Annotated in this window: 20 protein-coding genes; 6 read left to right on the plus strand and 14 right to left on the minus strand. The window is 69.8% G+C overall.

What is annotated here, in order from left to right; genetic code table 11:
• Positions 1-4 precede the first annotated feature (4 nt).
• Positions 5-733 (minus strand): YafY family protein, encoded by a 729-nt coding sequence (locus O5I81_RS03830; RefSeq protein WP_271067621.1) that lies wholly within the window; start codon positions 731-733, stop codon positions 5-7.
• Between the two features lie 78 nt (positions 734-811).
• On the opposite strand from O5I81_RS03830, the gene O5I81_RS03835 reads away from it, so the two are divergent.
• On the plus strand, positions 812-1,528 hold the full coding sequence (locus tag O5I81_RS03835) for a glutathione S-transferase family protein (protein ID WP_271067622.1): 717 nt from the start codon (positions 812-814) through the stop codon (positions 1,526-1,528).
• On the opposite strand, the gene O5I81_RS03840 is transcribed toward O5I81_RS03835, so the two are convergent.
• Positions 1,525-1,827 (minus strand): DUF6665 family protein, encoded by a 303-nt coding sequence (locus tag O5I81_RS03840; RefSeq protein ID WP_271067623.1) that lies wholly within the window; start codon positions 1,825-1,827, stop codon positions 1,525-1,527. The genes O5I81_RS03835 and O5I81_RS03840 overlap by 4 nt on opposite strands.
• Positions 1,828-1,870: 43 nt before the next feature.
• Here O5I81_RS03840 and O5I81_RS03845 point away from each other — a divergent pair, with 43 nt between their 5' ends.
• The 3 genes from O5I81_RS03845 to O5I81_RS03855 all read left to right on the plus strand — a co-directional run bounded on the left by O5I81_RS03845 (position 1,871) and on the right by O5I81_RS03855 (position 4,006).
• Entirely contained in the window at positions 1,871-2,776 is a 906-nt protein-coding gene (locus O5I81_RS03845; protein WP_271067624.1) for a methyltransferase, read from the plus strand.
• Entirely contained in the window at positions 2,773-3,504 is a 732-nt protein-coding gene (locus O5I81_RS03850) for a pseudouridine synthase (RefSeq protein WP_271067625.1), read from the plus strand. Before O5I81_RS03845 ends, O5I81_RS03850 begins: the two co-directional genes overlap by 4 nt.
• A 73-nt stretch (positions 3,505-3,577) precedes the next feature.
• Entirely contained in the window at positions 3,578-4,006 is a 429-nt protein-coding gene (locus O5I81_RS03855; RefSeq protein WP_271067626.1) for a hypothetical protein, read from the plus strand.
• A gap of 188 nt (positions 4,007-4,194) precedes the next feature.
• Here O5I81_RS03855 and O5I81_RS03860 read toward each other — a convergent pair whose 3' ends face one another.
• On the minus strand, positions 4,195-4,992 hold the full coding sequence (locus O5I81_RS03860) for a DUF72 domain-containing protein (protein ID WP_271067627.1): 798 nt from the start codon (positions 4,990-4,992) through the stop codon (positions 4,195-4,197).
• A gap of 186 nt (positions 4,993-5,178) precedes the next feature.
• On the opposite strand from O5I81_RS03860, the gene O5I81_RS03865 reads away from it, so the two are divergent.
• Entirely contained in the window at positions 5,179-5,937 is a 759-nt protein-coding gene (locus tag O5I81_RS03865; protein ID WP_271067628.1) for a DUF4241 domain-containing protein, read from the plus strand.
• Here O5I81_RS03865 and O5I81_RS03870 read toward each other — a convergent pair.
• From O5I81_RS03870 to O5I81_RS03885, 4 genes are all read right to left on the minus strand, one after another.
• A complete protein-coding gene (locus O5I81_RS03870) occupies positions 5,934-6,569 on the minus strand; it encodes a DUF1275 family protein (RefSeq protein WP_271067629.1) in 636 nt (211 codons plus the stop codon). The genes O5I81_RS03865 and O5I81_RS03870 overlap by 4 nt on opposite strands.
• A gap of 118 nt (positions 6,570-6,687) precedes the next feature.
• Positions 6,688-7,737 (minus strand): glycine zipper 2TM domain-containing protein, encoded by a 1,050-nt coding sequence (locus tag O5I81_RS03875; RefSeq protein ID WP_271067630.1) that lies wholly within the window; start codon positions 7,735-7,737, stop codon positions 6,688-6,690.
• 322 nt (positions 7,738-8,059) lie between these two features.
• Positions 8,060-8,779 carry a lysophospholipid acyltransferase family protein gene (locus O5I81_RS03880; RefSeq protein ID WP_271067631.1) on the minus strand — a complete coding sequence of 240 codons (720 nt, stop codon included), beginning with the start codon at positions 8,777-8,779 and terminating at the stop codon, positions 8,060-8,062.
• Complete coding sequence (locus tag O5I81_RS03885; RefSeq protein WP_271067632.1) at positions 8,776-10,557, minus strand: ABC transporter ATP-binding protein; 1,782 nt, start codon at positions 10,555-10,557, stop codon at positions 8,776-8,778. Before O5I81_RS03885 ends, O5I81_RS03880 begins: the two co-directional genes overlap by 4 nt.
• A 71-nt stretch (positions 10,558-10,628) precedes the next feature.
• Between O5I81_RS03885 and O5I81_RS03890 the strand changes: the two genes are divergently transcribed.
• Positions 10,629-11,294 (plus strand): protein tyrosine phosphatase, encoded by a 666-nt coding sequence (locus tag O5I81_RS03890; protein WP_271067633.1) that lies wholly within the window; start codon positions 10,629-10,631, stop codon positions 11,292-11,294.
• Positions 11,295-11,319: 25 nt separating this feature from the next.
• On the opposite strand, the gene O5I81_RS03895 is transcribed toward O5I81_RS03890, so the two are convergent.
• The 7 genes from O5I81_RS03895 to O5I81_RS03925 all read right to left on the minus strand — a co-directional run bounded on the left by O5I81_RS03895 (position 11,320) and on the right by O5I81_RS03925 (position 17,266).
• Entirely contained in the window at positions 11,320-11,721 is a 402-nt protein-coding gene (locus O5I81_RS03895) for a GFA family protein (RefSeq protein ID WP_271067634.1), read from the minus strand.
• Between the two features lie 171 nt (positions 11,722-11,892).
• Complete coding sequence (locus tag O5I81_RS03900) at positions 11,893-12,132, minus strand: DUF4170 domain-containing protein (RefSeq protein ID WP_271067635.1); 240 nt, start codon at positions 12,130-12,132, stop codon at positions 11,893-11,895.
• Positions 12,133-12,151: 19 nt separating this feature from the next.
• Complete coding sequence (locus O5I81_RS03905; RefSeq protein ID WP_271067636.1) at positions 12,152-12,934, minus strand: 3'(2'),5'-bisphosphate nucleotidase CysQ; 783 nt, start codon at positions 12,932-12,934, stop codon at positions 12,152-12,154.
• Complete coding sequence (locus O5I81_RS03910; RefSeq protein WP_271067637.1) at positions 12,931-14,262, minus strand: TldD/PmbA family protein; 1,332 nt, start codon at positions 14,260-14,262, stop codon at positions 12,931-12,933. Before O5I81_RS03910 ends, O5I81_RS03905 begins: the two co-directional genes overlap by 4 nt.
• A gap of 56 nt (positions 14,263-14,318) precedes the next feature.
• A complete protein-coding gene (locus tag O5I81_RS03915; RefSeq protein WP_271067638.1) occupies positions 14,319-14,723 on the minus strand; it encodes an MAPEG family protein in 405 nt (134 codons plus the stop codon).
• Positions 14,724-14,784: 61 nt separating this feature from the next.
• Positions 14,785-16,569 carry a M14 family metallopeptidase gene (locus O5I81_RS03920; protein ID WP_271067639.1) on the minus strand — a complete coding sequence of 595 codons (1,785 nt, stop codon included), beginning with the start codon at positions 16,567-16,569 and terminating at the stop codon, positions 14,785-14,787.
• A gap of 85 nt (positions 16,570-16,654) precedes the next feature.
• Positions 16,655-17,266 carry a hypothetical protein gene (locus tag O5I81_RS03925; RefSeq protein ID WP_271067640.1) on the minus strand — a complete coding sequence of 204 codons (612 nt, stop codon included), beginning with the start codon at positions 17,264-17,266 and terminating at the stop codon, positions 16,655-16,657.
• Between the last annotated feature and the right edge of the window lie 9 nt (positions 17,267-17,275).

Consider the following 17,275-nt stretch of genomic DNA (forward strand, 5'->3'; position numbering starts at 1 on the left):
GCGGTCAGGGCGCCGAAGGGTTCCCGGGCGGCGGTCCGCGCCAGGTCTTGCGAATCTCCTCCATCGCCCGCCGCCAGCGGGCCCGCAGGATCAGGGGCCGTTCGGGGAAGCGTTCTTCCAGGAAGTCGGCGGCGACCACCCGGTCGGTGCGGAAGTTGCGAAAGTCGGTCCGCATCTCGCACCAGGCCACCAGGTTGCGGGTGGTGTCGCGGTAGCCGATGGCGATCGGCCAGACGACGCGGCGGCTCTCGCGGCCCTGTTCGTCGGCATAGGTCAGCTCGACCTTGTGGCCGGCGTGGATGGCGGCGCGCAGCCGGGCCATGTCGAGGCCGTCGGCGGCGTTGGCGAAGCTGGGCGGGGTGCGGGTGGCGGGGTCGAGCAGCATCGGCCGCAGGTGATCGGGCACGGTGGCGGCGATCTTGGCGACCAGGTCCTGGGCCGCCCGGGCCAGGGCCGGATCGCCCCGGCTGGCCACCCACTGGGCGCCGAGCACGGCGGCCTCGACCTCGTCGGCGGTCAGCATCAGGGGCGGCATGTCGAAGCCGGCGTCGAGAACGTAGCCGACGCCCGCCTCGCCGCGGATGGGGGCGCGCTGGGCCATCAGGGCGGCGATGTCGCGATAGACGCTGCGCTTGGAAGTCTCCAGTTCGGCGGCCATGGCGTTGGCGGTCACCGGCTGGCTGGCGCGGCGGAGAATCTGGATGATCTGGAACAGGCGGTCGGCGCGGCGCATGGGCTGAACCTTCGCATGCTGACAGCAGGCTGTCAGCAGGGGGCGGCTATCGATGGCGGCCTCGAAGGAGCAACCGCCATGATCACCCTCTACACAGCCGGCCCGGGCTTCGGCCTGCCCGAAATCAGCCCCTACGCCATGAAGACCGAGATCCAGCTGCAGCTGGCCGATCTGGCTTTCGAGAAGCGGCCCGGCCGCCGCGAGGACTCGCCCAAGGGCCAGGTCCCCTGGATCGTCGATGGCGAGGAGAGGGTCGCCGACTCCACCTTCATCCGCGCTCACATCGAGGGCAAATACGGGGTCGATCTCGACGCCGGCCTGAGCGTCGAGCAACGCGCCCAGGCCTGGGCCATGGAGCGGATGGTCGAGAACCAGCTGGGCTGGGCCGGCGCCCACTTCCGCTTCCTGAAGGCCGACAACTTCGCCAAGGGCCCGGCCCACTGGTTCGACCAGGCGCCGGAAGCGATGCGCGAAACCCTCAGGGCTGGCCTGGTCGAGGCGGTGGCGGCCAACGTCCTGGCCGTCGGGATCGGGCGCCACAGTGATGAGGAGATCGCCTGGCTGGCCGAGCGGTCGCTGACCGCCATCGCCGTGACCCTGGGCGACAAGCCCTTCCTGTTCGGCGACCGGCCGGTGGGGTCCGAGGCGGTGGTCTTCTCGATCCTGGCGACGACCCTGAATCCGTTTTTCGACAGCCCGCTGCATGATCGCTTTGCGGCCATGCCCAGCCTGGTGGCCTATGTCGGACGGATGATGGAGCGCTTCTATCCCGAGCACGCGCGGATGGCGGCCTAGGACGCCCCGAGCCGCAGCAGCACCCGCCTTGGGATCGCGTAGTCGCGGATGGCGGGGCGGTGGTCGCGCAGGCCCATGACTTCTCGCTGCACGAAGTAGCGCCAGACGGCGTCGGCGGCGGCCTTCAGGCGGTCGGGGTCGTCGGGGGCCTCGGCGAGGGTGGCGAGGGATTGCTCGACGGCCTTGCCCAGACGGCCAAGCGCGCCGGCGCCCTCGCCGGCCAGTTCGGCTTCGAGGGCGCCGTGCAGGCGTTCCGAGACGCCGGGGCCGGTCAGGCTCTGGGGCAGGCGAAGGGACACGCGCCATTGTAACGCGGCGATGGTCCGGGCTACAGCCCCCGCCATGTCGATCACCGCCGTCTTTGGCCATCCCCCGCTCGCCCTCGCCGATGTCCCGGCCGGCGCCGTCCAGACCTCGCCGCTGGTTCCCGGCTCGCAGGCGCTGGAGGCGTTTGCGCCCGCCAGCCTGGCCGAGATCATCATGCTGGCGCCGCCCGCCACGGTCGAACGGCGCGGCGCCCTGGCGGCGGCGCTGAAAGCGATCGCGCCCGATGGCCGGCTGATCGCCATGGCCCCGAAGGACAAGGGCGGCTCGCGGCTGGCCGGCGACCTCACCGCACTGGGCGCGGAGTTCAACGAGAGCGCCAAGCGTCATCACCGCATCTGCCATGTCCGTCGTCCCGTGGATCTGACGGCGGTCGAGGCCGCCATCGCCGAGTCCGCGCCGCGCGTCATCGAGGGTCTCGGCCGCAGCCAGCCCGGCATCTTCAGCTGGGACCGCATCGACGCCGGCACCGCCCTGCTGCTTGCCAAGCTGCCGGCCTTCAAGGGCCCGGGGGCCGACTTCGGCTGCGGCATTGGCCTCTTGGCCGGCAAGGTGCTGGAAAGCGCCGCCGTCACCAGCCTGGCTCTGGTCGACATCGACCGCCGGGCTATCGAGGCGGCCAGGGAGAATGTCACCGACCCGCGCGCCGTCTTCCACTGGGCCGACCTTCGGGGCACCGAGCCGGCCCTGGCCGACCTCGAGTTCGTAGTCATGAACCCGCCCTTCCACGACGCCGGGGCCGAGGACCGGGCGCTGGGCCAGGTCTTCATCCGCCGCGCCGCCGGGGCGCTGAAGAAGGGCGGGACCTGCTGGCTGGTCGCCAATCGCCACCTGCCCTACGAGGCAGTGCTGGGCGAGCACTTCAAAGCCGTGGACCTGAAGGGCGAGGCCGGCGGCTACAAGGTCTATGAGGCCCGCAAGTGATTTCGGTTCGGCTGGATCGCCTGCTGGCCAACATGGGCTATGGCAGCCGCAGGGAGATCGCCGCCCTGGCCGCCGCCGGCCAGGTGGTGCTCGACGGCCAGGCGATCAGGAAGGCCGACACCAAGGTGCTGGTGGCCCGCGACCTGCCCGCCCGGATGACAGTGCGCGGCGCCCCGCTCGATCCGCCGCCGGGTCTGGCGCTGATGCTGCACAAGCCGCTGGGGGTGACCTGCTCGCACAAGGAAGTCGGGGCGCTGGTTTATGACCTGCTGCCCCAGCGCTGGAAGGCGCGGGAGCCGGCCATCTCGACGGTCGGCCGGCTCGACAAGGAGACCAGTGGCCTGTTGCTGCTGACCGACGACGGCGAGCTGCTGCACCGGATCATCTCGCCGCGTTCCAACGTGCCCAAACGCTACCTCGTCACCCTGGCCCGGCCGATGGACGGCACGGAAGGCGCGGCCTTCGCGGCCGGGACCCTGGTGCTGGAGGGCGAGGACAAGCCGCTGCTGCCGGCCGAGCTGGAGGTCCATTCGCCGACGCAGGCCCACCTGACCATCCATGAGGGCCGCTACCATCAGGTCCGCCGGATGTTCGCCGCGGTCGGCAATCACGTCGAGGCCCTGCACCGCGACCAGGTCGGCGGCCTCGACCTGCCGGCCGATCTGGCGCCGGGGGCCTTCCGCATGCTGGACGATGCGGCGATCGCGGCGATCTTTACGCCTCGCTAACCCTTCGGAACAGCCGGGGAACAAAGCCCGGGTTTGCACGCTTCATCGATGTAACCGTCGTGGGCGTACCGCCATGTCCAATCTCGCCAAAGCCGTCATCGCCTTCGCTGCCCTGGCCGCGGCCGGCTTCCTGACCGGCATGACCAGCCAGGCGCACGCCGCCGAGACCGTCTGCACCGGCGCCGCGCCGGCCGACGGCGTGCTGCGCGGACCGGTGCTGCAGGTCGAGGACAGCGCCACCCTCTGCGTGGCCCTCGGCGCGACGCCCGACCGCTGGGTGCGGCTGACCCTGGCCGACGCCCCCGCCGTCAATCCCATCCAGCGCGCCTCCAACACCGACGAAAACCCGCGCGGCACGCTCATGGCCGTCGCCTTCAGCCAGATGGTCGATTGCCGGCTGCAGGCCGATGGCCGCGCCCTCTGCGCCCTGCAGGACGGCCGCTCGGTCGGCGCCCTGCTCAAGTCCCGCGCCGCCTGGGTGGCCGGCAAGGACTGGCGCTGAGCCTGCGAATATAGCACGGTTGGGCGATAAATAATATAACTAAATCAATATATTAAGTGTTGTGGCCTTGACGGGATTGCGTCTGTTCCGCGTGGGGGTGATGACGGGATCGGATGGGTGACGCCGACGGGAAAACGCCGGGCGCCCGCCGGATCGCTTGAGCGCCATCCGGCGGCGGCGGCGGACCGTCACCCGACCCGCCGCTGCAACGCCACCGCCCCGTGCGGGGCCCGCACCTTGCCCTCGTGGATGATGTAGGCGAACACGTCGCGCGGTTTTGAATCCGGGGTATGGGCCGGATCGACGCGCGGCAGGTCGGCAGGCACGCCCCCCTCGGCGAAGGTCTTCAGGCGGTCGGCCCATTGGTCGAGTTCGGCGGGCGGATAGGCGGTCTCGCAGTCGTCGCTGCCGGTTTGCAGCCGGGCGTAGACGAAGTCGGCGGTGACGTCGGCGATCTCCGGGTACTTGTCGTGTTTGGCGTAGACGCAGGCGACGCCATACTTGCGGATCAAGGCCGGGAACTCAGGGGTGCAGAAGCTGTCGTGGCGCACCTCGACCGCGTGGCGCAGGGCGAGGCCGTCCTGGGTCTTGGGGAGCAGCTTGAGGAAGCCCTCGAAGTCCTCCGGATCGAACTTCTTGGTGTGGGCGAACTGCCAGAAGATGGGGCCGAGCTTGGCGCCCAGTTCGCTCATCCCCTGGCCCATGAAGCGTTCCAGGGACTCGCCGGCCTCGCTGAGCACCTTGCGGTTGGTGGTGAAGCGGCTGCCCTTGACCGAGAACACGAAGTCGTCGGGCGTCTCGTCGCGCCACTTCTTCCAGCTGTCGGGCTTGAAGGTCGAATAGTAGGTGCCGTTGATCTCGATGCTGCGCAGCTGGCGGCTCATGTAGGCGAGCTCGTCCTTCTGCTTGACGGTCGGCGGGAAGAAGACCCCGCGCCAGGGCTCGAAGGTCCAGCCGCCGCAGCCGGTGCGAATGATGCCTGACATGGGCGGTTTTCCTTGTGCCTCTTGGTCCCGAGGCTGTTCAGCCTACAAGATGTTGGGGGTGAACAAAACGCGAAAAAGGCGTTTTCGCCGATTCGGTCATGCTCTGTTTCCGCGCTGTTCGGCGGGGGGTTAACAGGCGCGGGATTCCTGTTAACCGGGAAGCCTGGCGTGAGAGGGAGCGCAGGGATGTTCAGGAAGATCATGGCGCGGCTGACGGGCAAGCCGCCGGGCAGGAGCGGGGAGGCCCGGGCCGACCTGGGGGCGCCGGCCGAGCCGGTGACCGCGCGGCCGGAGGTGATGACCGGGGCCTTCGAGGCCGGCTTCGTCGGGGAGGCGGCCGACAAACGCTATCCGTTGCGCACCCTGCGGATCGGCGAGGTGAACCTGGCCAGTGGCCGGCTGGTGGTGGCCGACCCCTTCACGGTGCGAGGCGAGGACGCGCCGCTGGATCTCGAGCTGGCGCCGGGACGCTACCCGGTCGATATCGCCGTGGCCGACGCCGGGGAGAACGGCCATCGGGTGGCGCTGGCGCGGGTGGTGCTGTCGCCGGAAACGCCGGTTCGCTGGACCCTGGCGGTCACCGCCGAGCAGGGCCCGGCCACCCTGAACAGCGGCGACATCTTCGGCTACGGCGTCGATGCCGGGACGGCCGCCTTCATGGACGCCGGTTCGGTGGCCTGGCTGGCCGGCCTGTCGTTCGAGGAGAGTGAGGTCCTCACCGACGGCTGGCAGGCGCGGGGCGAGGCGCTGGGACCGGACCTGGGCATTCCGTACGGCTTCGTGCTGGTCGAGGAGGTCGGGCCGGGCGGGGCGGCGATGTTCTCCTCCGGCTGGGGCGACGGCTTCTATGCCTCCTGGGTCGGCCATGACGCGCAGGACCGGCCCGTGCAGGTGGTCACCGATTTCGCGGTGATCACGGCGGTGAACATTCCTCGGCCGCGCTAGCGGCGAATCTCGCGAAGCGAGGCCAGGGTGAGCAGGCCGGTGGCGGCCGCCGCGAGCCAGAGGGCGGAGCCGCCGAGGCGGGCGAAGGCCAGGGCGCCGAGGAGGGCGCCGGTCAGCAGGCCCAACCACAGCAGCAGCATCGGCACCCAGGCCCAGCGGTCGCCGCCGAAGGGGATCAGGGCCAGGCGCTTGCCGAGCTTGACCAGGGCGCCGGTCATGTAGGTGACCCCGACGGGCGCTTCGCCCTCGTCGGTCAGGACGGTGTTCTCGGCCCCCATCGACAGGGCCAGCAGGCCGACGGCGACGGCCGTGGCCCCAAGCGCATGGCAGAGGGCGGCGGTGGCGAGCCCCGTGGTCACCAGGACCAGCAACACCGGCCTGTGGCGCGCGCCGGTCAGGCGGCCGATCACCGTGCCGAGGAAGACGCCGCCGACGAACAGGCCGATCAGCCCCGCCGCCACCAGGGCCGGCTGCGCCGCCTGGGCCAGGCCGACCGCCATGCGGGTGGTGTTGCCGCTCATGAAGGAGACGAAGAAGCCGCCGGTCAGCAGGAAGCCGACCGCGTCGACAAAGCCCGCCACGGCCGAAAGGGCGGCGGCCAGCAGGCGGGTGCGCAGGTCGGCGGTCCGCATCGACGGGAAAGTCCCTCTCGGGTGTGGGTTGGGGCGCGGCGAGCCTAGCAGACAAGCAAACGCCCCGGAAACCGCTGGGGTCTCCGGGGCGCGCCTTACGCTTTGCGAACGTCGCCGACTACTGGCGGCGGTAGGTGGCCGGATAGCGGTCGTCGCGGACGTCCATGCGGACGCTGCGGGCGAGGCTGTCGAGGCGGGCGTTGATGGCGCTCATGCCGCGCGGGCCGAGACGGCCGCCGTTGTTGCGGCGCATCTGGGCGTCCGAGCGGGTGATGGACGTCAGGGTGGTCAGGGCGTTCTGCGATTCGCGCTTGGTCAGCTGGCCGTCAGTGCGGGCCGAACGGATGAAGTCGCCGAGCAGGGTGGCCCGCTGGCGGGTGTCGCCGCCGGACCAGGTCTGCATGCCGCGATCGGGACCGCGGTTGTCGGTCTGGGCGTAGGGGCGGTCATTGCCGCCCGTGCGCATCCAGCGGCCCTGGTTGTCGTAGTAGCCGCGCGTCTCGCCGGCGACCCAGCGGCCGTTGTCGTAGTAGCCGGGTTGGGCGTCGGCGACCCAGACGCCGTTGCTGTCGCGACGGCCGGGAGCCTGGCCGCGCATCCAGCGACCGTTGCGGTCGTAGTAGCCCTGGGCCGGCCCGGCGACCCAGCGGCCGTTGTCATAGTAGCCGGCCGAGGCGCCGGCGACCCACTGGCCGCGGCTGTCGTAGTAGCCATGGGACGCGTTGGGCACCCAGCGGCCGTCGCGGTCGTTGTAGCCGCCGGCGCCGCGCGCCTCGACCCAGCGGCCGCCCTCGTAATAGCCGTTCGGCTGGCCATCGACGAAGCGGCCCTCGCGGTCGAAGTAGCCGCTGGCCCGGCCGACGTTGCGGTCGTTGGCGTGCCAGGCGCCGTTGGTGTCGTAATAGCCGTAGGCGCGGTCGCAGTCGGCGCTGGAGCGGGCGATGGCGTTGCCGGCGATGGCCCCGACGATGCCGCCGAGGACGGCGCCCTCGGCGCGGTTCTTGTCGGCCGCGACGCTGCCGCCGGCGATGGCGCCGACGACGCCGCCGATGATCGTGCCGCCGGTGGTGCGGTTGTCACGTTGCTGGGTGCAGCGGTCCTGGGCGAAGGCCATGGACGGCAGCAGGGTCGCGACGGCGATGCCGGCGACCCAGATGGATTTTTTCAAGGGGAAGCTCCTCGGAGCGCGTACGCGCGATCCGTTGGGGGGCTAACGGGCGGTGGGGGTGGAGGTTCCGGTTGGGGGGAGGAAGGGTAGAGTTCCTCCTTCGGCAGGCCGCAGGCGTGACGGTGGAGGGGGACCGCCGCCGCGACTTAGCGGCGGTGGTGGAAGGGGCAGCGCCGGCGGGAGGTTGTTGCCATGAACGCAGCTGTCAAAGCCGCGCCAGAACGCGTTCTTTCCTGACGAGCCGGTGCTGCCCCCTCCACCACCGGCCCTTAAGTCGGGCCGGCGGTCCCCCTCCCCCGTCGCTGCGCGCCGGAGGAGGAACTTAGGTTTCCAGCAGCGCCTCGGCCCGGCGGGTGACGGCGCTGAGCCTTGGTCCCCATTCCTTCGCCAACGCTTCCGGATCATCGCCGCGCGCCGCGAACAACGGCGCGTCCCAGACCATGGCCGCCTTGCCGAACGGCACCGGGATCATCGCCCCGTCCCAGCTGCCGAGGCGGATGGCCGGCTTGCAGGCGAGGCCGACGAGCAGGACCGGGGCGCCGGTGACGCGGGCCAGGGCGGGGGTTCCGGCCTGCATGACTTCGTGGGGGCCTCGGGGGCCGTCGGGGGTGATGGCGATGCCGCCCTCGGCGTTGACCCAGCGGATCATCTCGCGGAAGGCCTGCTCGCCGTGCTTGTTCTTGGCCGGGTCGGACTTCTTCTTCGACGAGCCGCGAATGGCCGGGAAGCCGATGGCCTGCATGGCCGAGGCGATGAACTGGCCGTCGCTGCTGCGGCTGATCAGGGCGCGCATGTCGTGGCGGTGACCGGGGGCCTGCGGCCAGCTGACCGGCGAGAGGGGGATGCGGCCGTGCCAGAAGCAGAGGATGGCGCCCTTGCCGGCGTAGCCTTCGCGCTGCTCGCGCCAGGCGGCCCAGACGGCCTCGGCGCTGTCCTGGCCCTCGCGGGTCCAGCGCATGGTGGCGAAGCACAGGCGCAGCCAGCCGGCGAAGACCAGGGCGAGAAAGCCCTGGACGCCCTCGGAGCGGAACCAGGCCTTCATTCGGCAAGCTCTGGCGGGGCGACCGCGTCGAGGTTCTGGGCCTGGGCGAGGCGGGCGTAGAGGCCCTGCTTGCGGACCAGGGCGGCGTGGGTTCCGGTCTCGACGACCTGGCCCTTGTCGATGACGTAGATGCGGTCGGCGTTCTTCACGGTCGAGAGGCGGTGGGCGATGAGGATGGTGGTGCGGCCGGCCATCAGCCGTTCGAGGGCGGCCTGGACCTGGGCCTCACTCTCGGTGTCCAGCGCGCTGGTCGCCTCGTCGAGCAGCAGGATGGGGGCGTCCTTCAGGAAGGCGCGGGCGATGGCGATGCGTTGCCGCTGGCCGCCGGACAGTCGGGCGGCGCCTTCGCCGACGACGGTGTCGTAGCCGGTCGGCTGTTGCAGGATGAAGTCGTGGGCGGCGGCCAGACGGGCGGCCTGTTCGACCTCGTCCTGCGTCGCCTCGGGGCGGGCGTAGGCGATGTTGTTGCGGATGGTGTCGTCGAACAGGAAGGGTTCCTGGGTGACCAGGGCGATCTGGCTGCGCAGGGAGGCGGTGGTGACGCCGCGCACGTCCTGGCCGTCGATGGTCACGGCGCCGGATGTGACGTCGTAGAAGCGCGGCAGCAGGGAGAGGATGGTGCTCTTGCCGCCGCCGGAGGGGCCGACCAGGGCGATGGTCTCGCCGCGGTTGGCTTCCAGGGTGACGCCGTCCAGAGCCGGGGCGCCGGTCCCGTAGTTGAAGCTGACGTCGTTGAAGCGGATGGCGCCCTGGTCGGCGTTGAGCGGCAGGGCGGCGGGGTTCTCGGCCACCTCCGGCTTCACATCGAGGGCGCCGAACAGGCGGCGGGCGGCGGTCAGGCCCTCGGCGAAGACGGTCTGGGTGTTGGCGATCTGGCGCAGGGCGTTGGCGGCGGTGACCAGGCCGAAGGCGAAGGCGGTGAAGCTCTCGGCGTTCATCTCGCCGCGTGATCCGCGCCAGCCGGCGTAGACCAGGACGATGGCGAGGATCAGGTAGCCGATCAGCTCGGTGGTCGGGGCCGACTGGGCCCGGGCGTTGGCGCCCTTGATGATGTGGCGCTGGCGCTCGGCGACGGCGGCGGCGACGCGGGCCTCCTCACGAGCTTCGCTGTTCTCCATCTTGACGACGCGGACGCCGTCGAGGCCTTCCATCAGCAGGCTCGAAAGCGTGCCGGTGGCCGCCATGGCTCCCTTGGCGGCCTTGCGCGAGCGGCGGGAAAAGCGGCGCATCAGGCGGCTGGCGAAGGGGGCGACGAGCAGGATAGCGAGAGTCAGCTGCCAGTCGGCGGTGAACATGACGACCAACTGGCCGAGCACCAGCATGGCGCCCTGCGCGTAGTTGATGACGCCGGTGGTGCTGGCCTCGCGCATCAGGCCGGCGTCATAGAGGACCTGGGAAACGAAGGCGCCGGAATGGGTGGCGCGCAGGCGGGCCAGATCGGCGCGAACCATGCGGGCGAACAGCTCGACCTGGATGTCGCCGACGATGCCGTGGCCGATGCCGTTGACCATTGCCGACTGCACCACCTGGGCTATGACCCGGGCCAGCGCGCAGGCGACGACGATGGCCGGCACCATCCAGATGGCGTTCGGCTTATGCTCGACCAGCAGGTCCTGGATGCCGCTGGCGATGACCTTGGTGAAGATGGCGGCGGTGACGGCGACGACCAGGGCGCAGACCAGGGCCGTCGCGACACCCTTCCAGCGGGGCCTCAGATAGGTGCTGGCGATGCGCGCGATCAGCTGGCGGCTCGTGAGCTTGGGCGCGGCGTCGGCCAATGGGCGTCCTTGAGAGGGTTTGCATCGCGGTGCGAGGCCACTACTTAGGACGCTCTGCGATGGAGCGCCACTTGTCCGGCTACGATCTGAGTACGCGGTGGGGCCGGTTTCGGGCCAACTGGGACTTCTTCTGGAAGGACCACGCCTTTTTACGCCTGTCGTTCGCCAACGCCCACTGGATCGGTCCGGACATGGTGCGGGCCGCCCAGCCCTGGCCGTTCCAGCTGAAATACTGGAAGCGCGACGGGGTGAAGACGATCATCAACCTGCGCGGCGGCTTCGACGCCAGCTTCTATGTACTGGAGCGCGAGGCCTGCGAGCGGCTGGGGCTGGACGCGGTGGACTTCACCATCACCTCGCGAGCCGTGCCGACCCGGGCCCAGGTGCTGGGGGCGAAAGCGCTGTTCGAGACGATAAAGTACCCGGCCTTCATGCACTGCAAGTCGGGGGCGGACCGGGCGGGGATCATGTCGGTGCTGTACCGGCATTTTCACCTGGGCGATTCGATCCGCGATGCGATGAACGAGCTGGGCCTGCGGACGCTGCATGTGAAGCAGGGCAAGACCGGGGTGCTTGACTATGTGTTCGAGCGCTACCTGGCGGAGGCCGAGCCGCAGGGGATCAGCTTCCTCGACTGGGTGATGAGCGACGCCTACGACCCCAAGGCGATCAAGGCGGATTTCCAGGAAGCCTGGTGGGGGACGCTGATCACGGACCGGTTGCTGAAGCGGGAGTAGCTGTTCCTCCCCCGATGGGGGAGGATCAGCCCGGGAACCGCTCGAACACCGGCACGCCCTCGGGGATGCGGTGGAAGGGCTGTTTGTCGGCGGCCTGGATGATGACGCCGGGCGAGAAGACGCTCGGATCGTCCAACGTGCCGACCTTGAGGATGATGGCGGGAAAGCCCTGGGGCCGGGTGGTGGTGTGGGTGCCACAGGTCTCGCAGAACTCACGCGTCGCCGCCGCGTCGAGGTCCTCGCGCATGAAGGTCTTGGGCGTGCCCTTGGTGTAGGTCACCGCCGGGATCGGGAAGGCGATGAAGACGTTGGGCGAGCCGCCGGTGATGTACTGGCACTCGCGGCAATGGCACTGGCCCATCATCATCGGCTCGCCATCGACGGCGTAGCGCAGCTTGCCGCAGTAGCAGCCACCTTCAAGATGCATGTCGTCCTCCCGTTTGTTGGGAGGCAGGCTAGCACAGGCGCGGGGTTCCACCACCCAGGCGCCGGCGGAGAGATACGGGGACACTATACTTATCTCTCCACCGGCGACGAGGTGGCCCGGGCGGTTGCCGAGATAAGTATAGTGTCCCCGTATCTCGTGGGGCCGGGCCGCCTAGTGCTGGTGGTAATCCTCGCTGCTCGGATCCAGCAGCTTGTGGGCGTGGATGATGAAGTAGCGGGCGTGGGCGTTGTCGACGGTGGCCTGGGCCTTGGCCTTCCAGGCCTTGTGGGCCTCGGCATGGTTGGCGTAGGCGCCGACGAATTCGACCTTGGAGAGGTCGGCGAACTGGATGTCGGTGACGTCCTTCAGTTCGCCGCCGATGACCAGGTGGAGCAGTTGTTTGTCCGGCATTGGGTGTCCCTAGCGGAAATCAGTTTCGCAGGTCGATATGCTCAACCCGCTCCAGGATCAACGGGTGCATGGCCGGGGCGGCGCAGATCAGGCTGGGCATCAGCGGCACGGGCTTGTTGTAGCTGAAGGTGCGGCCCTTGTGGTCGGTCAGGACGGCGCCGGCCTCGGAGCGGATCAGGTCGGCGGCGGCCAGGTCCCATTCGCTCTTGGCCGAGAGCGCCAGCGCCGCGTCGAAGCGGCCGTCGGCGACGAGGCAGAGGCGATAGGCGATGGAGTTGCGGGTCTCGATCCGCATGTCGGGCCAGGGGGCGCGCCAGGCCGGGTGGGCGAACATCTTGGCGTCGCCGAGCATGCCGCTGTTGACCAGCTCGGCCGTCGTGCTGGCCTGGATGGGGTCGCCGTTGAGATGCGCGCCCTGGCCGACCCGGGCGGTGAAGGTCTCTTCCAGTTCGGGAGCGTGGACGACGGCGGCGATGGGCTGGCCGTCCTCGACGACGGCGATGCTGACCGCCCACCAGGGCTTGTAGTTCATGAAGGCCGCCGTGCCGTCGATGGGATCGACGACGAACAGGCGGCGGCGGTCCATGCGCGAGGGATCGTCGGCGGTCTCCTCGGACAGCCAGCCGTAGTCCGGCCTGGCCCGCAGCAGCATGGCCTTCAGCAGGCTGTCGACCTCGATGTCGGCGTCGGTGACCGGGGTGTTGTTGTCCTTGGTCCAGATTCGCAGACCCTCGGACTGCATCCGCAGCGCCGTCTCGCCGACGGCGACAGCCGCCTCGCGGATGAGGGTCAGGTCGTTCACGAGCCGGCGATCGCCAGGCCGTCGACCAGCAGGGACGGGCTGTCGTGGCTGCCGCGGATGACCAGGTCGTTTCCGGGGACGAGGCGGCCGTAGATGTCGATCAGGTTGCCGGCGACGGTGATCTCGTTGACCGGATAGGCCAGCTCGCCGCCCTCGAACCAGAAGCCCGAGCAGCCGATCGACCAGTCGCCGGTGTTGCCGTTCAGCGAGGGGCCGAACATCGAGGTGACCAGCAGGCCGGCTTTTGCATCGCCCATCAGGCCGGCGAGGTCCTTGTCGCCGCCGGTGACCACGACGTTGGACGTGCCGACGCCGGGCGGACCGGCGAGGCCGCGCGAGGCGTGGCCGGTGGTCTCCAGGCCGAGCTGTCGGGCCGATGAGGTGTTGAGCAGCCAGGTCGTCAGTTCGCCCTCGTCGATCAGGGCCATCGGCTCGGTGGTGACGCCCTCGTCGTCGAAGGGGCCGGAGCCGAGGCCGCGCACCCGGTAGGGATCATCGAGGATGGAGACGTTCCGGGCAAAGACCTGCTGGCCAAGCTTGTCCTTCAGGAAGGAGACGCCGCGGGCGACGCTGGGCCCGCCGATGGCGCCGATAAAGGGGCCGAGCAGGCTCATGGCGATGCGGTTTTCGAAGATCACCGGGGCGGTCTGCGAGGCGATCTTGCAGGCCCCGAGGCGGCGGACCGCATGGCGGCCGGCCTCGGCGCCGATCCAGGCGGGGTCGGGCAGATCTTCGTCGTGGCGGGTGCTGCGGCCTTCGCCGCCGCGTTCCATGCCGGCGCCCTCGCCGGCGATGGCGCTGGCGCTGACCGAGAAGCCGCTGGCGCGGTGGCTGCCGGTGAAGCCGTGGCTGGTGGCCAGCATCCAGCGGCTGGCCGACCAGCCGGCGTTGCCGCCGTCGGAATTGGTGACGCCGTCGACGGCGCGGGCGGCGTCCTCGGCCTCGCGGGCCCGGGCCTCGAGGGCCTCGGCGCTGGGCTCATGATCGTCGTAGAGGTCGAGGTCGGGGTAGGGGCCGCCGGCCAGCCGCGCCCGGTCGGCGAGGCCGGCGTAGGGATCCTCGGGGGCCAGGCGGGCCATGGCGACGACGCGCTCGACCAGCTTGGCGCGGCCGCTCTGCGAGATGTCGCTGCCGGAGACGGAGGCCTGTCGGGAGCCGACGAAGACGCGCAGGCCAAGATCGCGGGCCTCCTCGCGTTCGACCTCTTCCAGGTCGCCGAGGCGGACCGAGACCGAAAGGGACTGGCGTTCGGCGTAGGCGGCTTCGGCGGCGTCGGCCCCGGCCGCGATGGCGGCGCCGACAAGCTCGTTCAACAGGTTTTCGTCCATCAGGGGCTTATGGGCGCCGGAGCGCGCTACCGCAACCTCTCCGCTGCCCAGGCGCGCTATCCGACCGCGAAGAACAGGCAGCTGGCGATGAGGAAGATGTAGGCCAGCCAGGTCAGGACGACGCCGGCGGTGCGCAGCATCGAGACGCCGCCGCTGTTGCTGAGGCCGATGGCGTGCAGCACCCGGCCGACGAACAGCACCAGGCCGCCGACATGGACCAGCAGCGGCGGGGCGCCGGTCAGTTCCAGCACCACCAGGCCGATCAGGGCCGGCGGGATGTATTCGACGGCGTTGCCCTGGGCGCGGATGGCCTGCAGCAGTTCGGCAATGCCCTCGTCGCCCAGCGCCACCTTGTGCTTCTGACGCTGGCGCACGACCAGCAAGGCCAGGATCAGCAACAGCAGCAGGTGAAGCCCGACCCAGAGGGCGGCGGCATGGCCGATGGATGCTAGCTGCGGCATGCGAGTTCCCCGTTCTCGAAGCGCGGGATTAGCCGCTCATTCGGCAAACGGATCAATAGGACTAACGCGGAAGTTCACGGCCGATCGGGTAGAGCCGATAGCGCGAGTCATGGAAGGGCGTGCGCTCGTAGAACCAGCCGAGGCGGGCGTCGGGGTCGGCGGCGAATTTCGGGTCGGCGGCCAGCTTGGCTTCGAACTCGGCCTTGAGGGCCGGGTCGGCGGCCAGCATGCGGTCGGCCAGGGGGGCGACGGCGTAGCCCTCGATGTACTCGACGCGGTTGAGCACCTCCGGGATCATGCCCCAGGCGAAGAAGCTCTCCGACGATTGCGGTTCGAGCAGCAGGACGACGATATCGCCGAGCGGCTGGTCGGTGGAGATTCGGACCGAACCGGCCGGATAGACCCAGTCGCGGGTCGTGGCCGTGACCTTGCTGACGGTGATCGGGACGTGGCCCTCGTTGGTTCCGGCGGCGACCTTGGGGTCGTCCAGGTGCAGCATCTCGACCTTGACGGTCCGGGGCTCGGCCAGGATTTCCATGCTAACGCCGTGGATCATCAGCCGCTCGATGAGATCGGCGCGATAGCCCGGCACCCAGTAGGCCGCGGGGCGCTTGAGCTGCAGGGTCGGCCTGCTGCCGTAGAAGGGCATTTGCCAGAGCTTGGGGTCGGGCTTGCCGAGCCAGCGCAGTTCGGGACCGCCCGAGGCGGCGCTCTGGTAGGTCTCGTAGAGGATGCCCTTGAAGGGGCGGGTCGTGGCCGGCTTGTCCTCGGCGACGAAGTTGGCGGCGATCTCGGCCGGCCGTTCGGCGCGGTCACTGTCGATGGCGGCGCGCAGGTCGCCCCCCTTGGCCGCCAGCAGGCGCAGCGCCTCTTCGATGAAGACGTAGGTGCCCAGGACCCGTTGCTCATGGGGCTTGAGGCTGTGGTTCTCGATCAGGATGGTCGGCACGTGGGCCGCCGAGCCCCAGCCGTTGGAGAAGCGCTCGCCGAGGCCGCCGTCGCTGAGGCCGAGCTTGGGGTTGCGGTCGTCGATGGCGAAGACCAGCTCGCCGGGGATGTGGCCCTGCTTTTCGAGGGCCTTGTAGATCGCCGGTTTGAAGGTGGCGTTCAGCCAGCCGGAGATGGCCGGCGAGCGGCTGAAGGCGCCGTCCTCGCCGTTGAAGCCGAAGGTGACGTCGTACTGGTAGTCGATGCCGTCGGTGACGTGGACATCGACGTAGAGGTCGGGGCGGTATTTGTTGGCCAGGGCCCGGACGGCGCGCATCTCCGGCTGGTCGAGCTTCATGTAGTCGCGGTTGAGGTTCTGGTTGGTGGCGGTGTTGCGCCAGCCCTGGATGCGGGGACCGCGCTGGTTGGGGCGGCTGTAGGCGCCGGCCCGCTCGTGGCCATCGACCGAGAGGATGGGGATGAGGATCAGGTTGACCTTATCGACCAGGCTGTCCTTGCCATAGAAGGCGATGTCGCGCAGCAGCATCATGCCGGCGTCCTTGCCGTCGATCTCGCCCGGATGGATGCCGGCCTGGACCAGAAGGACGGGCTTCCTCGGATCGAAGGTCGGGCCGTCCTTGCTGACCATCACCGCATAGATCGGCCGGCCCTCCGGCGAGACGCCGAACTGTTCGATGCGGACCAGGTCGCTGGCGGCGTCGAGCTTGTCGAACCAGGCGCGGGTGTCGGCGTAGTCGGGGCTGAAATCGTGCTCGGGGTCCTGTTCGAAGGCGCTGGCCCAGGGGTCGCTGGCGGGGCGGAGCAGGGCTTTGGACTTGCCGTTCCATTCGGGCGCGGGGGGCAGGAAGGGCTGGTCCCAGGGCTTGGCGTTGGGGATGGACGACGGGGACTGGGACATGGCGGGACTCGACAACAGGAACAGGGCCGCGAGGGCGAGGGAGAGCTTGCGCATGGGTGGGGTGTAGGCCGTTTCGGCGAGAGTGTCAGGCGCCGCCAAGCAGGCTCCAGGCCGGGCCGTGCAACAGGCGGACGGCGTCGGTGGCCACGCCCCACAGCTGATAGGCGACCAGCAGGATCATCAGGGTCAGGACGGCACGCCGCTGGGGCAGGAGGGCGGCGGCCAGGGTGGCCAGCATGAAGAAGGCCGTGCGCGCGGCCCCGAACGGCGGCAGGATCTGCGCCAGTTCGCCCGACCGGCTGGCCATCAGCACGATGACGCCAACCATCAGCAGGTTGGCGCCCATCACCCCCAGCAGGACCCAGCGCCGGTGCTCCCAGAAGTGGCTGTCGAGGTTGGCCCGGGCCCCGAGCTGGCGGGGGAAGACCATGCTGGCCGCCATGTAGAAGACCGCCGCGACCACCAGGCCGAGGACGAGCAGGGCGTAGCTGAAGGGGGCGTTGCGGAAGACCAGCCAGGCCTGGACCCAGAAGCTGGCGATATCGATGGCGACGAACAGGCCGAGCAGAGGGGTGAGAAGGCCGAAGGCGACCCTGCGTCGCTCGTGGATCAGTCGCGCGAAGCCGCCGATCAGCTCGGCGACCGAGAAGCCGAGCAGCAGGCCGTAGAAGCTGAAGAAGAACTCGAATGCGCTCATGTCCGCCCC

Source organism: Caulobacter sp. NIBR1757 (assembly GCF_027912495.1).
Taxonomy (GTDB): Bacteria; Pseudomonadota; Alphaproteobacteria; order Caulobacterales; family Caulobacteraceae; genus Caulobacter.

Coding starts and splice junctions, on each gene's coding strand:
- O5I81_RS03830 (WP_271067621.1), bottom strand. CDS start 733: ATGCGCCGCGCCGACCGCCTGTTCCAGATCATCCAGATTCTCCGCCGC.
- O5I81_RS03835 (WP_271067622.1), top strand. CDS start 812: ATGATCACCCTCTACACAGCCGGCCCGGGCTTCGGCCTGCCCGAAATC.
- O5I81_RS03845 (WP_271067624.1), top strand. CDS start 1,871: ATGTCGATCACCGCCGTCTTTGGCCATCCCCCGCTCGCCCTCGCCGAT.
- O5I81_RS03855 (WP_271067626.1), top strand. CDS start 3,578: ATGTCCAATCTCGCCAAAGCCGTCATCGCCTTCGCTGCCCTGGCCGCG.
- O5I81_RS03860 (WP_271067627.1), bottom strand. CDS start 4,992: ATGTCAGGCATCATTCGCACCGGCTGCGGCGGCTGGACCTTCGAGCCC.
- O5I81_RS03865 (WP_271067628.1), top strand. CDS start 5,179: ATGTTCAGGAAGATCATGGCGCGGCTGACGGGCAAGCCGCCGGGCAGG.
- O5I81_RS03870 (WP_271067629.1), bottom strand. CDS start 6,569: ATGCGGACCGCCGACCTGCGCACCCGCCTGCTGGCCGCCGCCCTTTCG.
- O5I81_RS03880 (WP_271067631.1), bottom strand. CDS start 8,779: ATGAAGGCCTGGTTCCGCTCCGAGGGCGTCCAGGGCTTTCTCGCCCTG.
- O5I81_RS03895 (WP_271067634.1), bottom strand. CDS start 11,721: ATGCATCTTGAAGGTGGCTGCTACTGCGGCAAGCTGCGCTACGCCGTC.
- O5I81_RS03900 (WP_271067635.1), bottom strand. CDS start 12,132: ATGCCGGACAAACAACTGCTCCACCTGGTCATCGGCGGCGAACTGAAG.
- O5I81_RS03910 (WP_271067637.1), bottom strand. CDS start 14,262: ATGGACGAAAACCTGTTGAACGAGCTTGTCGGCGCCGCCATCGCGGCC.
- O5I81_RS03915 (WP_271067638.1), bottom strand. CDS start 14,723: ATGCCGCAGCTAGCATCCATCGGCCATGCCGCCGCCCTCTGGGTCGGG.
- O5I81_RS03920 (WP_271067639.1), bottom strand. CDS start 16,569: ATGTCCCAGTCCCCGTCGTCCATCCCCAACGCCAAGCCCTGGGACCAG.
- O5I81_RS03925 (WP_271067640.1), bottom strand. CDS start 17,266: ATGAGCGCATTCGAGTTCTTCTTCAGCTTCTACGGCCTGCTGCTCGGC.